Genomic DNA, 12,962 nt, shown 5'->3' on the forward strand with positions numbered 1-12,962 from the left:
ATCGGCGGCGACACGCAGTTCGTGCTCGGTGCGAGCGGTCATATCGCGGGCGTGATCAATCCGGCGTCGAAGAACAAACGCAGCTACTGGATCGACGGCACGCTGGGCAGCGATGCGCAAGCCTGGCTGGAGTCGGCGAAGTCGCAGCCGGGAAGCTGGTGGACGCACTGGATCGCGTGGCTGCAATCGCACGCGGGCAAGCAGATATCGGCGCCGAAAAAGCCGGGCAACGCAACCTATAAGTCGATCGAACCGGCGCCGGGGCGCTACGTTGCGAAACATCCTCCCGAGGTCATGGGCGCCTGAGTGGTCGCGACTAGAATCGGCAGGTCGCGAGACTCGGCGTGCAACCGATTCGAAGGCATCAATTTGCGTAAGAATTTCATCCTTCCCGTGGGACGCTACGCAAGCTGGCTCCTTCCACGCTCATCCACGCTGATGCGGTCGTCGTTGCTCCTGGCTCTTACACAACGAATTTCCCTTCTGGCCTCGTGAACGACTAACTAATTGTGCGTACGACTATGCAACCGCTCAATACCAATCCTTCCCGAAAGATCAAATCTGTCTTGATCGCCAACCGCTCTGAGATCGCGATCCGTGTGATGCGCGCCGCTTCGGAGATGGACATTCGCACCGTAGCGATTTACTCGCGAGAGGACCGCCTAGCGCTGCACCGCTTCAAGTCCGACGAAAGCTACCTGGTCGGCGAAGGCAAGAAGCCGCTACAGGCTTATCTGGATATCGATGACATCTTGCGTATCGCCCGCGCTGCCAAAGTGGATGCGATCCACCCAGGCTATGGATTTCTCTCGGAGAATCCTGACTTCGCGGAGGCCGTGATTGCTGCGGGTATCGAATGGATTGGCCCGTGTCCCGAGGTCATGCGTACCTTAGGCAATAAGGTTGCGGCGCGAAACGCCGCCGTGGCCGCCGGAGTGCCGGTGATGCCGGCTACGCCACCTTTGCCGCAGAGCTTGGACGAGTGCAAAACACTGGCAATTAGAATCGGGTATCCCCTGATGCTCAAGGCCAGCTGGGGTGGCGGCGGCCGTGGTATGCGCATCATCCGCACCGAAGCCGAAATGCCCGAGGCGCTAGCGGCGGCTCGACGCGAGGCGCTGGCGGCCTTTGGTAACGACGAGGTCTATTTCGAGAAGCTGGTCGAGCGCGCGCGCCACGTCGAGGTGCAGATACTCGGCGACCGTCACAACAACGTCGTGCACCTATTCGAGCGTGACTGCACTGTACAGCGCCGTAACCAGAAGGTAGTAGAGCGAGCGCCCGCGCCTTATCTCGATGAAACCCAGCGTCAGGCTCTGTGCGATAGCGCCGTGCGCCTGATGCAGTCTGTGAACTACACTCACGCGGGCACGGTGGAGTTTCTGATGAACGCCGACAGCGGCCATTTCTACTTCATCGAGGTCAATCCACGAATACAGGTAGAGCACACCGTCACTGAGCTGATCACCGGCGTAGACATCGTTAAGGCGCAGTTGCGGATCAGCGAAGGTGGGCATATCGGCGTCACAATGGACGAGGGGCAGAGTGTTCCTGCGAGTGGCGTCCCCGCGCAAGCGGAAATCCGCATCAATGGCACTGCTGTGCAATGCCGAATCACCACAGAGGACCCTGAAAACGGCTTCCTGCCCGACTACGGGCGCTGTTGGTTTACCGCAGCGCGTCCGGTTTTGGTGTACGGCTCGACGCTGGAACTGCCTACAGCGGCGCCGTCATTACGCCCTACTACGACTCCCTGCTGGTCAAAGTCACGGTTTGGGCTCCCATGGCCAAGGAATCGGTGCAGCGCATGACCCGCGCGCTTCGCGAGTTCCGTATCCGAGGCGTGGCCTCAAACCTGCTCTTCTTGGAGAACGTGATTAATCACGCGGACTTCACCGCAGGCACGGTAACCACGCGCTTCATCGACACGACGCCCGAACTGCTCGAATTCGCCAAGCGACGTGACAGGGGCAGCAAACTGCTGGGCTTCGTGGCCGATGTCACGGTGAATGGAAATCCCGAGATGGCAGGCCGCAAGATGCCGGATCTACCGTTTCCCAAGCCCGTGCTGCCACGTGTAGACCTGAGCACCCCGATACCGCGTGGCACGCGCGACAGCCTGAAGGAGCTTGGCGCCAAGAAGTTTGCACAGTGGATGCTGGACAGCAAGCCCGTGCTCATGACCGACACCACCTTGCGTGACGCTCACCAGTCGTTGTTCGCCACACGCATGCGCACAGCCGACATGCTGCCCATTGCGCCGTTTTATGCGCGCCAGTTGTCGCAGCTTTTCTCGTTGGAATGCTGGGGCGGTGCGACGTTCGACGTGGCCATGCGGTTCCTAAAGGAAGACCCATGGCAGCGTCTGTCCCAACTGCGCGAACGCGTGCCCAACATCGCGCTACAGATGCTGCTGCGAGGCGCCAATGGGGTGGGCTACACCAGCTACCCCGACAACGTGGTGCAGTTCTTCGTCAAGCAGGCGGCGGTCGCCGGCGTGGACCTGTTCCGAGTGTTTGATGCGTTGAATTGGGTGCGCAATATGCGCGTGTCGATCGACGCCGTCCTGGAGTCGGGCGCGCTGTGCGAGGGCGCCATCTGCTACACCGGCGACTTGTTCGACCCCGCTCGCAGTAAGTACGACCTGAAGTACTACGTCGGTATTGCCAAGGAACTGCAGCAAGCCGGCGTGCATATCCTGGCTATCAAGGACATGGCGGGCATCTGCCGCCCGCGCGCGGTGGCTGCGCTGGTCAAGGCGCTGAAGGAGGAAACTGGCCTGCCGGTGCACTTTCACACGCACGACACTAGCGGCATTGCCGCCGCTTCGGTGTTGGCAGCCGTCGAGGCCGGCTGCGATGCGGTGGACGGTGCGCTGGACGCCATGAGCGGTCTAACTGCCCAGCCCAACCTCTCGGCCATGGCCGCAGCTCTGGAAGGGACCGAGCGCGACCCCGGTCTGTCACAGCATGCGTTGCATCAAGCGTCGACCTATTTCGAGGGAGTGCGCCGGTTCTATGCACCGTTCGAAAGCGACATTCGCGCTGGCACGGCCGACGTCTATCGCCATGAGATGCCCGGTGGCCAGTACACCAACTTACGTGAGCAGGCACGTGGCTTGGGGCTAGAGCACCGCTGGACTGAGGTCTCGCAAGCCTATGCCGACGTGAATCAACTGTTCGGCGACATCGTCAAGGTTACGCCCACCTCAAAGGTGGTGGGCGACATGGCCTTAATGATGGTGGCCAACGACCTCACGCCGGCCCAAGTAGCCAATCCAGCGCATGAAGTGGCGTTTCCCGAATCGGTGGTGGCGTTGTTCAAGGGCGAGTTAGGATTTCCGCCGGACGGCTTTCCCCAAGATCTGTCGCGCAAAGTGCTCAAGGGTGAGCCCCCAGCGGCCTATCGCCCCGGCGACCACCTACCGTCCGTAGACCTCGAAGCGACTCGCAGGACCGCCGCGCAAGCGGGTGGCATGCCCATTGATGAAATGGACGACCGACAACTGGCGAGCGCGCTGATGTACCCGAAAGTGGCCAGCGAGTTCCATCAGCACCGGCAAAAGCATGGCGATGTGTCCGTCCTGCCCACTCCGACCTTCTTCTACGGCATGAAGTCGGGCGATGAGGTGGCGCTGGAAATTGAGGCGGGCAAGACTTTGCTGGTAAGCCTTCAGACCATACAGGAGACCGAGGGCGTCGCGAAGGTGCAATTCGAGATGAACGGTCAGTCGCGCATGACAAGCGTCGCGCGTGCCGGCGTGACCGCCTCTGCACAGCGCGAGACGGCAGAACCTGGCAACCCGTTGCATGTTGGCGCGCCCATGCCGGGCGCAATCGTCACGGTACCGGTGGTTGCTGGCCAACAAGTGCAGGCGGGAGCGACACTGCTATCGCTGGAGGCCATGAAGATGGAAACCCACATGACGGCTGAACGCGAGGGGATAATCGAACGCGTGTTGGTCAAGCCTGGAGACCGAGTCCAGGCTAAGGAGCTGCTGATCGTATGGCGAGCATGAGGGTGGCACCGATGAACTGAATGAACACCGTAGCCAGCGGAGTTGATGCAGATGATGCGCAAAACGGGGTGATCTTGATTCTCGCGCAATTTCCGGGTTAGGGCGCGCTAGATCATAAGCGCGAATTTCTCCGCACGTAGCGCGATGGATTGAAAGACGTCACGCTTGCGTCCGCAACCTACACTTGCGGACGCGACCATGACGACGCCTGACACGTCGCACGAATATGTCGACGGCGGCGACCTCGCGCGCCATCGCCACATTAGAAGCGCATCTGAACGCGCGGCTCCTGCATCGCGGCACGCGGCGCGTGACGCTCACCGAAGCCGGCAAGCGGTATTTGCAGCGTTGCAAACAGATTCTCGAATGTGTCGATGTGGCCGAAGCTGAAGCCGCCGATGCGCAGTTACGCCCTTCCGGGCATTTGCGCATCCATGCATCGACGGGCCTCGGCCAGTCGTATCTCGTGCCTGCCATCTTGTGTTATCAGCCGCAGCATTCTGCCGTATCCGTGGATCTGACGCCCTCGCAGCACGTGCCCAACATCATCGACGAGGGCTTCGATCTCACCGTGCAGGGGAGCATTGCCGAATTGCCTGCTTCGAGCCTCGTCGCGCAACGGCTCGGTACCGTGCATAGCGTGCTGTGCGTGTCGCCGTCCTATCTGCGCAAGCATGGCGCGCTGCGCACGTTCGCGGAGTTGTCGCGTAATCCGTGCCATCAGCTCGCCTCGACGATCTTTCCGCGCGATGTCTGGATCTTCGACTGTCCGAACGGCACGGAGACATTTCCGCTTTCGAAGACCAGGTTCAGCGTGAATGTGGCGGGCGCGTTGGCGGTGGCGCTATGCGAAGGCACGGGCATTGGCGCATTGCCGATCTCGACTGCGAGCCGTCTCTTGCGAAGCGGCGCGCTCTGCGCGTGCTGGCCGATTATCGGGCCTCAGGCGCTCTTTCCGTCGCGTCAGTATCTTAATGCGAAGGTCAAGACGTTCGTCGAGTTCATCATGGAGTTCGTCCCTCGAATCGAAAGCAAGCGATGCGACGCATATCACGTAAATGCACAGATCGAGTCTATGGCCATTCGCATCTCGATCAACTTATGAACGTCTCACCGACGCACCTTATTTTACATAAAGGAATTTATCGTTCCAACGTAGGATTACTATCTATTCGTCGCCTTGCGATAGATCTGCGAGAAACGAGTCACTGATGATTCGCGGTGGCTCGTGGATGAATCTAATCCCCACCCGGCGGACCGACCTGATCGAGTTCGAACCGCAAGGCGACGTCGAAGCCTACTCGCGACCGGGCACACGACGAGGGAGCGGTTCGCCGCTCTGCATACGAGATTGAGCGCGTTCGCACGTATGCTTAGGTGCCCAGTCGTCGGCTGGAAATCCGCGCGGCATCGAGGCGTCCATCAAAATGAGCACGAGCCAGTGACCTTGTTCTTTGCCGATGCCGGTCAGAAGCATGGGCTCGCCGGGAGGGACGATGACCGGAGGCGCGCCCGGCCGGCCGATCTGCTTGCCGTGCGGCGTCTCCAGACACTGTGCGCCGGACAGAACGAGCCAGGCTTCGGTGCCGGGATGACGATGTACCGTCGACTGCATTCCGGGTTTGAAATTGCCCTCCATGTAGGTTGCCATGAATGCCTTGGCGACAGGCAGCTTCAAGGGGCCCACGTTGCCGACAGGCTCGCCGGAGGATGCTTGCCAAGATTTTCTCGCAATGGTGAAAAGCCAGACTTGACCGAGGATCTCGACAACCGTTCCGTTTCTCTCCTTAGCTGCCTCGGCAGCGGGACGGCTCGCGAAGCGATCGATATGCCAGTAGAGCGGACCGCGCGGCAGGCCTTGAAGATGTTCTTCCGCATGCACGAAGCATCCGAATTCGGTCTTCCGTTCGGCTACGGGTATGCAAGTGCCACCCGTTTGGGCGGAGGAAGCGATCGGTGTCACAAGACACATCAGCGCGATGATGAGGTTTGCGGCCGCATTGCATGCTGCGATCCCGGGCAACGACAATGCGCTCATCGGCGGCTCCGTTGAAGTGACGTGACCGGCTGTCCTGTCAATGATAGAGATGCGTCCCGTTTTAGCAAGTTAAATAATTCGTATGACTGAACGGTTGCTAGAGCATTCACGGAGGCGAGAGAATGGTTCAGGATTCGAAGCTGCTAGTGCGTACTGTTGGGGGACGGTTGCTGGCGCTGCCCTTCAAGGTCTTTCACGGCCGGATGAACACGATTTTCCGGCGTGAAACATCCTCCCGACGCGGCACACAGCAAGACGATGATTAATTTCTTCATGTTTGCTCTCGCTCGTGACGCATACTCGCGCCATTCGTTGATCCGGTCAGCGGCGCACTGACGGCCATTACAATTTGGAGCCACGTCGCGGATGTGGGCCATTGCATTTTGCGACAGTGGTCGCTTCACCGTGCCACCGGCGAGACCTTTGATTTGACCTGGTTGCGTGGCGCGACACGCCAGACAGCGTTACCGACGTCATCAGCCACGAGCAAGGCGCCATCCGCGTCCAATGCCACGCCCACGGGCCGGCCCACAGCGTGGCCGTCTTGTAACAGGAAGCCGCTCAGGAAATCCTCCGGCGCGCCGGCGGGCTTTCCACTGGCAAACGGAACAAACACCACCTTGTAACCGGTGCGCGGCTTGCGGTTCCATGATCCGTGCTGGCCAACAAACGCGCCTCCGCGATAGTGAGCCGGAAACAGCGTCCGGTCGTAGAAAGCGAGACCCAGTGAAGCCGTATGATTGCCAAGGGCATATTCGGGAACGACAGCCTTTCCAACCATATCGGGGCGTTGAGGTTTGACGCGGGCGTCGATATGCCGCCCGTAGTAGCTGTAAGGAAAGCCATAGAAGGCTCCCTCTTTCACGGCGGTCATGTAGTCGGGAACAAGGTTGTTGCCGAGATCATCACGCTCGTTCACGGCCGTCCACAATGCGCCGCTGTCCGGTTGCCAGGAGAGTCCGTTCGGATTGCGCAAACCTGTTGCGTAGGGCTGTAGCCGGCCGGTGTCCACGTCGAATAGGAGGATTCTCGCTCGCCCTTCTTCCGCGTCGATTCCATTTTCCCCAGCGTTGCTGTTCGATCCTACCGTGATGTATAGATGTTTTCCTGAATGATCGGCGAGGACATTCTTAGTCCAGTGGTGGTTGATCGGCCCCGCCGGCAGGTCCGCAACCTTGACCGCGGCGCTTGCAATTGAGGTGGCACCAGGTACATAGTCAAACCGCAGCAACGCGTCTGTATCAGCAACGTAGAGGTGGTTGCCAACGAGCGCCATTCCGAACGGCGAGTGCAGGCCGCTGATAAAAACGGTTTGCATTGTCGCGACGCCGTCGTCATTCGTGTCGCGCAAGAGTACGATGCGATCCGGACTCGGCACGCCGGCGCCCGCGCGCTTCATAACCTGTCGTCTGATCCATCCAAATAGGCCACTTCCTTCGTCGTGCTCTTGCGGCGCGTCGCTTTCCGCGACCAGTACGTCGCCATTGGGCAAAGTGTAAAGCCAGCGCGGGTGCGCAAGGCCACTGGCAAACTGCGTGACAGCAAAGCCAGCGGGTGCGGTAGGCAGGAAACCGGCAGGGCGCGTCTCGACGGGCGCGATGTTGACCATTGAAACCAGCTTCGGTTCTGGAGCGGGAATCAAAGGGGACGCGCCGAACCCCGGATCGCTCGGACTTGACGGTCCGACTGCGCACGACGCGAGCGGCAATACCATTGAGACAGCCAGGCGATTAAGCAGGCGCATTTTTCTTCAGCGATGAGCGTCAGTCGACAATGATCGAAATCACCGCAAGAATCCTGCCTCATCTCGAAGCGCTGTTTGTTGACGGTAATGCGCGCTTGTCATGCTCTTCCGATATGTTGACGCCCGTCGCGAAAACGATCAGCAGGGGGCGAGGCGCTTGGTCGCCGGGGCGCAGTAGAACGCGGGCCGCTCCCGGCCAGGACGCGCAGACGCTCGCCCTGTTAAGCGGCGAGCGCGCGCCAGCGCAATGACGCGTTCCAACTCTGGCAGCGCTACCAGCTTCGTCAAGTGCGCGTCGAACCCTGCCGACTTGGTGCGCTGCCTGTCCTCCTTGAGGCCGAACCCGGTCATCCCCGCCACCACGAAGGCTTCATTGCGAACGGCCTCCCGAATTCGGGGCAGCGCGTCATATCCGCTCATGAGAGGCATTGATAGGTCGAGCAATACAAGGTCCGGGCCGAATTCGGATGCGACCGAGATGCCTTGGGCCGCCCCGTAGGTCTTCCGTACCAGATGTCCGTCGATTTCCACGAGCATTGCCATGCTGTCGGCCGAATCTTCGTTGTCGTCGACCACCAGCACTTTGAGCGCGCCTTCGGCGGCGAATGTTAGCGGGCTGGAACTCCTTGTAGGCAGCGTCGCGCGCTCCAACGCGGGAAGCCAAATCGTGAAGAGCGCGCCGCGGCCTCTTCCGGCGCTTTGGACCTCAATTCTGCCGCCATGCAGCTCTATCAGGGAACGGGTAAGCATCAGACCTATGCCTAAGCCGCCTTCGTCTCTTGCCGCTCCGGGATCCTTTTTTTGCCCGAACAGATCAAGGATCCGGTCGATTGTGTTTGGCTCGATAGCTCGACCAGATGTCTTTGGCACGCAGCGCCACCAGGCGCTCAACAAGCGAAGCTCGACACGAACGACGTCATCGACGGGCGTAAACTTCGACGCGTTGTCGAGCAGGTTCTGGAGCACCTGGACAAGCCGGGTCATGTCTCCATGCACGACCAGCGGTTGCGGCGGCAACTGCACATGCAGCGTCTGAGACTTGCCGTCCATTCTAGGCGCTGCACCCCTTCAATTGCTCTCTGAACCACCTCCTGAACGACGACTGGCGAGGTCGACACGCGCACCTTTCCGGTCGTTATCCGTCCCGCGTCTAGCAGATCATCAACGAGCCGAGTCATGTGAGAGAGCTGCCGGTCGAATCCTAAAAGTTGGTATTGCCTCGCGCGAGGAATACAAGGCCCGGACCATCGCTATTCTACAAGCCCGCGCCCGATGAGGCGAAAGTCTGGTTCCAGTCGCTCGAAACGCTGGCCAAGGTACTGTCCGAAAACGATCGGGAACTGCACGCGACGATCGCTGACACAAACCCGGGCTCCCTGGACGAGCTGGCCGCGAAGACCCGTCGCGCGGTGTGTCCAATCTCTCGCGTACCCTCCGGACCATGGAGTTACGGCGTGGTGCACTTCGAGCAGGGTCCGCATCGCAGACTTGCGCCCGGCGTCGACTATTCAGCGGTCGAACTGGCTGTCTCGTTTTAGTGATCAGGGAAATTGGGCGTCAGGATATTTTTTCGCGCAACCACGACGTCAGCCCGGCATCGAACATCATTCTAGCCAGCCGGACCAATGCAGAGTAATCCATGCGGCGATGTAGTCGTGATTGCCCTTGAATTGACTTAAACGAATTTAGCATCACCAATTATAATGTTCCATGAGAAGGTAAGCTTTTTGCTGCTGCATTGTGACTTCGTTACCTTGGATGGGAAATTTTTATGGATGCGATCGGGAAGAAACGATGGGCTATCGCTGAGGGATATCTGCCGCCTTCCAGCACCGGCGATACACCAGACCTTGTCAGCCATGAAGCGGCGTGCATCCTCAACGCCGGCGAGCAAGACGCGCATATAGAATTGACAGTCTTCTTCAAGGATCGTGCGCCAGCCGGTCCTTATCACATCACTGTCCCGGCGATGCGAACTTTGCACATGCGCTTCAACGACCTTGCCGATCCGGAGCGAATCCCCACGGGCACCGAGTATGCCAGTTTGTTCGCGTCGGACGTACCGGTCGTCATACAGCATACGCGCCTGGACTCGCGCCAGTCTGAGTTGGCGATACTGACTACAGTCGCCTACAGCGCCGATTAGGAGTTTGCTGCTGAAACACGCACCTGCTCGACCGTCGGGTTCGCTAGCCACCCGCCACCAGGCTCCCGTCCCGCCGGTTCAAAGTATGCATTGTTCGTCCTCGAAAAAGTAAGCGAAACAGGGTTTGCTTGATGTAGGAAGCGTCATAACATGTTGCGCGCGAACCCGATAAGGGTCGCAACCGACGGCAATGGCAGCCTGCCTTCTGGCCGGTGAACCAGAAGCCTATCCGCCGCCTCTTTGTAAGGTCGGTCCGCTTAGTCCCAAGGCTGTGTTGATGACGGCGAGATGGCTGAGCGCTTGCGGGAAGTTCCCTGCGAGTTCGCCGCGTTGTGTGTTGTATTGTTCGGAGAGCAGCCCGACGTCGTTGGCGACGGCCAGCACGCGCTCGAACTGTTTTTGCGCTTCTTCCTTGCGTCCTTGAAGGTTCAGGCAATCCGCCATCCAACAGGAGCAGGCGAGAAATGTTCCTTCGTCGGGACCGCATGGATCCTTCGGATGGCGCCTGATGAGTCCGTTTTCGCTTAGATCGCGAGCGATCCGGTCGATCGTCGAGGACATGCGCGGATCGTCGACGGCGATGAAACCGACGAGCGGCATCAATAGAAGGCTGGCATCCACTTCTTCTCCGCCGTAGTACTGCGTGAAAGTGCCGCGCCCTTGATTCCAGCTTTCACGGAGGATTTCTTTGCGAAGTCGCTCGCGAAGTGACTCAAGCCGTTCGACGAGTGGCGCATGGCCGTCATCGCACGCATGACCGTTGATGAAACGGTCCAGCGCCACCCAGGCCATCACCCGCGAATAAGTGTAGTGCTTCGGGCTCGAGCGCGACTCCCAAATACCTGCGCCAGGCAGGCGCCAGACCTTCTCGATATGCTCGACGATGTGTCGCTCCACAAGGTATTCATCGCCAGCAGGAGCCAGACCGCCGCGGCGGGCGACGTCCAGGCAATCGACAACCTCCCCGAGGACATCTAGCTGATGTTGATTGGCCGCCGCGTTGCCGATACGAACGGGCTTTGCATAGCGATGACCCTGAAGCCAGTCGGCCGTCCACTCCGGGAGATGTCGCCCGCCGTCCACACGGTACATGATCCGACTGCGCTCGGACTCCGCAGCGATGGTGCGCAAGAGCCAGTCGCGCCAAGCCTGTGCTTCCTCGTGATAACCGGCGTTCAGCAGCGAGACCATCGCAAAACTCGTATCCCGCAGCCACGCGTATCGGTAGTCCCAGTTGAGCTGACCGTCGGGCGCCTCGGGCAGTGAGGTCGTTGGAGCGGCGACGATGGCGCCGGTGGGACGGTAGATGAGGGCCTTAAGTGTCAATAGGGAACGCTTGACGGCCTGCGGCCACGCGGTGCGGGAAACATCGAACTTCGCGATCCAGTCTCGCCAATAGCGTTGTGTGATGCGCAACGCGGCTTGGGCGTCAACCGGTTCAGGGACGGGTTCGTGTGTCCGCCCGTAAGCCATCACGAAAGTGACGGTCTCTCCCGCCTTGATGTCGAAAGTGCCGTGTATTACGCCGTCCTTGACATGCATTTCGATATCACTGCGCAGCGTCACACGATCCGGGCCGATGTACGACAGAACGGCGTCGTCGACTCGTTTGATCAACGGCGTAAGCTGGCCATAATTGAAGCGCAGGATGAGTTCGGAACCCATTTTGACGATACCGTGGAGGCCGGTGACGATTCGCACGATGGAGCGCGAACCGGTCCCGATAGGCATGAAATCGACGATGCGCACGGCACCCTCGGCGACTTCAAAGTCAGTCTCAATTACGAGCGTGTCCTCCTGATAGCGCCGCACGTTGCGCCCGATCGCGTCGGCGGGCGAGAGCGACCAGCTTCCATTTTCGGACCTACCCAGAAGCGCCGCAAAGCATGCATCGTCGTCGAAGCGCGGCCAGCATAGCCAGTCAATGCAACCGTCACGGCTTACGAGGGCAGCGGTTTCGCCGTCCGAAAGGAGCGCGTAATCAGCAATGGGGCAGCTCATCTCGCTCAGCTCCTTCGATTGGCGAGGGCGCGAAACAAGCCTATCGCGCCGATGCCGGCTAGACCCCAAAAGAGGACGCGGTGACGATCGGTGAACATCTCCCAGCTATGCTCGCGTGCCTGGTCATCGAAGCGACCGTGCGCGCCATAGCCACCGGGCACCGGGTCAAACAGATTCCCAGTTGCATCGCGTTGTAGCGGTTCGTCGGTGAGTTGCCCTGAGTAGCCGGCTTTCGCCAGATAGCGGTCGATCAATGCGGGGGCGATCCGGTTCGCGAGGATTGCCTTCACAGTCGAGAACCCGAGCCATACTTCGCGGCGACGGTGCGTAGCCGCAAAGAATATCGCGCGAGCGGCAACCTCCGGCTGGAAAATCGGTGCGACGGGGCGCGCTTTCTTGCCCATCTTGTTCATCGCCCAGTCGAACTGCGGTGTATTGATGGCGGGAAGTTCGACCATCGTCAGATGGACCTTCAGTCCGTCGTGGAGGATTTCGGAGCGCAGCGAATCGGTAAACCCACGAATGGCGAACTTAGCGCCGCAGTAGACCGACTGCAGCGGCACTGACCGATAAGCCAAGGCCGAGCCGACATTCACAATGGTGCCGCAATTTCGCGTTCGCATATGCGAGAGGGCGGCCATCATCCCGTGAACCTGACCCAGGTAGGTGACACGCGTACCGCGCTCGATTTCTTCAGCCGTGAGCGAGGAGACGGGCGCAAACGCTGTCGCCATCGCGACGTTGACCCAGACATCGATCGGACCCAGGGTGTCCTCCACGCGTGATGCCGCCGCATCGACGGCTTTTGAGTCGGCGACATCGGTCGGGATGGCGAGTGCCGGGACGCCGTATCGCCCTTTTATCTGAGAAGCCGCTCTCTTGAGGCGTTCTTCGTCGCGAGAAATCAGTGCGACCGCATACCCCTGGCGGGCGAATTCCTCGGCGGCAGCGCGCCCAACGCCTGCGCCAGCGCCAGTGATGACGGCTATCTTATGCATGGTTCAGGTCCTTTTCC

8 protein-coding genes and 2 pseudogenes are annotated in these 12,962 nt (G+C 60.0%); 5 read left to right on the forward strand and 5 right to left on the reverse strand.

Translation table 11 applies throughout. From position 1 onward, the window contains the following. The 3 genes and pseudogenes from AWB74_RS36555 to AWB74_RS36565 form a co-directional block, all read left to right on the forward strand. Window positions 1-306, forward strand: a pseudogene (locus AWB74_RS36555) (class I poly(R)-hydroxyalkanoic acid synthase); the annotation flags it as partial. A 215-nt stretch (window positions 307-521) separates the two neighbouring features. Continuing rightward, window positions 522-4,018 (forward strand): annotated as a pseudogene (locus AWB74_RS36560) (pyruvate carboxylase). A 226-nt stretch (window positions 4,019-4,244) separates the two neighbouring features. Continuing rightward, window positions 4,245-5,123 (forward strand): LysR family transcriptional regulator, encoded by an 879-nt coding sequence (locus AWB74_RS36565; RefSeq protein WP_087039393.1) that lies wholly within the window; start codon window positions 4,245-4,247, stop codon window positions 5,121-5,123. A gap of 192 nt (window positions 5,124-5,315) precedes the next feature. Here the strand turns inward: AWB74_RS36565 and AWB74_RS36570 are convergent, their stop codons facing one another. The 3 genes from AWB74_RS36570 to AWB74_RS36580 all read right to left on the reverse strand — a co-directional run bounded on the left by AWB74_RS36570 (window position 5,316) and on the right by AWB74_RS36580 (window position 8,850). Beyond that, window positions 5,316-6,056 carry a cupin domain-containing protein gene (locus AWB74_RS36570; protein WP_143749391.1) on the reverse strand — a complete coding sequence of 247 codons (741 nt, stop codon included), beginning with the start codon at window positions 6,054-6,056 and terminating at the stop codon, window positions 5,316-5,318. 400 nt (window positions 6,057-6,456) lie between these two features. Beyond that, window positions 6,457-7,800 (reverse strand): PQQ-dependent sugar dehydrogenase, encoded by a 1,344-nt coding sequence (locus tag AWB74_RS36575; RefSeq protein WP_061151490.1) that lies wholly within the window; start codon window positions 7,798-7,800, stop codon window positions 6,457-6,459. A gap of 138 nt (window positions 7,801-7,938) precedes the next feature. After that, window positions 7,939-8,850 carry a hybrid sensor histidine kinase/response regulator gene (locus AWB74_RS36580; RefSeq protein ID WP_061151491.1) on the reverse strand — a complete coding sequence of 304 codons (912 nt, stop codon included), beginning with the start codon at window positions 8,848-8,850 and terminating at the stop codon, window positions 7,939-7,941. Window positions 8,851-9,014: 164 nt separating this feature from the next. Between AWB74_RS36580 and AWB74_RS49055 the strand changes: the two genes are divergently transcribed. Both AWB74_RS49055 and AWB74_RS36590 read left to right on the forward strand, forming a co-directional pair. Further along, window positions 9,015-9,338, forward strand: coding sequence for an HVO_A0114 family putative DNA-binding protein (locus AWB74_RS49055; RefSeq protein ID WP_456061760.1), 324 nt, complete (start codon window positions 9,015-9,017; stop codon window positions 9,336-9,338). A 233-nt stretch (window positions 9,339-9,571) separates the two neighbouring features. Continuing rightward, entirely contained in the window at window positions 9,572-9,946 is a 375-nt protein-coding gene (locus AWB74_RS36590; protein ID WP_061151492.1) for a sensory rhodopsin transducer, read from the forward strand. Window positions 9,947-10,171: 225 nt separating this feature from the next. Here the strand turns inward: AWB74_RS36590 and AWB74_RS36595 are convergent, their stop codons facing one another. Together AWB74_RS36595 and AWB74_RS36600 are read right to left on the reverse strand one after the other, a co-directional pair. After that, window positions 10,172-11,947, reverse strand: coding sequence for a glycoside hydrolase family 15 protein (locus AWB74_RS36595; protein ID WP_061151493.1), 1,776 nt, complete (start codon window positions 11,945-11,947; stop codon window positions 10,172-10,174). A 5-nt stretch (window positions 11,948-11,952) separates the two neighbouring features. Continuing rightward, entirely contained in the window at window positions 11,953-12,945 is a 993-nt protein-coding gene (locus AWB74_RS36600) for an SDR family oxidoreductase (RefSeq protein ID WP_061151494.1), read from the reverse strand. Between the last annotated feature and the right edge of the window lie 17 nt (window positions 12,946-12,962).

This window comes from Caballeronia arvi, assembly GCF_001544695.2.
In the GTDB taxonomy this organism is placed as follows: domain Bacteria; phylum Pseudomonadota; class Gammaproteobacteria; order Burkholderiales; family Burkholderiaceae; genus Caballeronia; species Caballeronia arvi.